The organism is Thalassoglobus neptunius (assembly GCF_007859735.1).
Taxonomy (GTDB): Bacteria; Planctomycetota; Planctomycetia; order Planctomycetales; family Planctomycetaceae; genus Thalassoglobus; species Thalassoglobus neptunius.
This window is the reverse complement of sequence record NZ_SIHI01000130.1, coordinates 1-1,799: the sequence shown is the minus strand read 5'-3', so window position 1 is coordinate 1,799 and position 1,799 is coordinate 1. Positions and strand designations below refer to the sequence as shown.

The following is a 1,799-nucleotide window of genomic DNA, read 5'->3' as shown; positions in this document are numbered from 1 at the left end:
AAGAGACTTTTGGAATTGCGTTCTGAGGTCGATTTCTCTTCGGAATTCACCGGTGCTAATTGAAACTTGATTGTTGCAAGCCAGTTTGGCTGGTTCGGTAGGACGCCTCCAGTGCATAGCCCAACTTCCTCTTGACAGGGCTGAAAACCTGCGGGGCGCACCGTGATTAAAGTCCAGATACATCGATCACCTATTCCACTCGATTCAATATTTCGGATTGTCTCAGGAATGATGAAGCGACCGTTCGGCAAAGTCTCGATCGAGAGGAACGTCGCGTAATCGTTCTCTACAACGATGTCAGACAAGGTGATCTCGATGGGATTTCCCTGTAAGTCGACGACAGTACACTCTGTTCGTGGAATAACTCGAGTTTCGAACGTGCGGGAGCAGAACCATTCCACGAACACTCCCGCAGCAAACACAATCCCGAAAAGGAACATTCGTCGCCATTTCATATGCCAGTCTCCGTACGATTTCATTTGACACGGGCACGCAACTAAGGTCAGTCACGGTGTGTGTCTCGACTTGGAGAACGTGAGATTGTTTCCCGCAATCGGACACTTGTACTCCAACATCTAACGAGCATCGAGAAGCCCTTCAAGCTATTCAAAAACACGTGGGCTTCGGGGAATGGTTAGACGCGATGGATCAGCACCAACTGGAATCACTTGAGTTCTTGGCGTGTACGACTGTCCCCAACTGGAGTAACCCTCCGGGATGTTTCGGCTTTGCTCGACTGGTGGCTGGGTGTGAAAACCTTCAAGTGTTCTTTTGCATCTTTCCAGGTCTTCTCCAGTAAAAATTCCCATGTAATTCCACTCAACAATCCTCGCCTGCTGCTCCATGTTGAAGGTGTGTAGTGGCTTTCCGAGATCGTTATAATTGAAGTCGTACGACTTACCATAGTTCCCCCCGTATTTGGCCAAAAGGGCCGGGCCATCGGTAAAATTCCAGTTCCCTTTTTGCGACTGCATCACATGCGTCATTTCGTGTATGAAATGTCCCTGCGACTCTATCTTACTCTTTGAGAAGTCGTCACGATAGTTTTTCTGCGTAAACCATGGGGTGTATCTTGGAGTCATTGAGTTTTTCTTAACCCATGGAAGGAAGGGCTTTTTACCAACCTGAAGTCCATCAGTATTTAAATTACCGCCAAACACGTCGTCGAGCATTTTCCTTTCTCCGATTGTCAAGTCTCGAGTCGAAGATGGCCGCTCTCTGTTTCTAGCAGGGAATGTCCCCATGCTTCCCACAACTTCGCCATTGCGATACCGAGGTACGCAGGCAGTTGTACGACCGAATGGTCCTTGATACTCATTTGGCCGTGGTGTAGGGCGACTGCCGTTGGGAGATCCCTGGAGAAACATTTCAGGATGAAATCCTTCTAGCCCAGCTGGATCGACACTGATCGTGGGTTTGCTGTCGGCGTATTCGTACAGGCTGGTTCCCCCTTCGTATCCGGCCGGGTCTCTGCTCAGCCATGTGCCGAGGTCGGTGTGGTACAGGCGGTTGCGGACCAGGTACAGTTCGGTCGTGGTGTCTCTTCTGTAGCTGCCGAACAGGTGCTGCCAGTTGTGCACCGACCCGCCGACCGGGTTGAACGAGGAGTTCAGGAACGTGATCTCGCCGTACGGGTTGTACGTGTACCGTTCCTTGTAGCCCGACGACTGCTTGTACAGCATCGTCGTGTTCCAGTTCGCATCCTGCGTTGCGTACAGTCGTTCTTCCAGCGTCGTCCCGTTGTTGTTGTAGTCGCGATCACGCAGCACACATTCGTCGATGTATCGATTTCCCCACAC

General features: G+C 50.9%; 2 protein-coding genes. Both read right to left on the bottom strand.

The genetic code is table 11. The features are described 5' to 3' along the window. Nucleotides 1–455: hypothetical protein (locus KOR42_RS27610; RefSeq protein WP_231741152.1), on the bottom strand; the 455-nt coding region annotated here is incomplete at its 3' end. Between the two features lie 147 nt (nucleotides 456–602). Continuing rightward, on the bottom strand, nucleotides 603–1,799 hold a 1,197-nt coding region (locus tag KOR42_RS26165; protein ID WP_146512737.1), incomplete at its 5' end, for an RHS repeat-associated core domain-containing protein.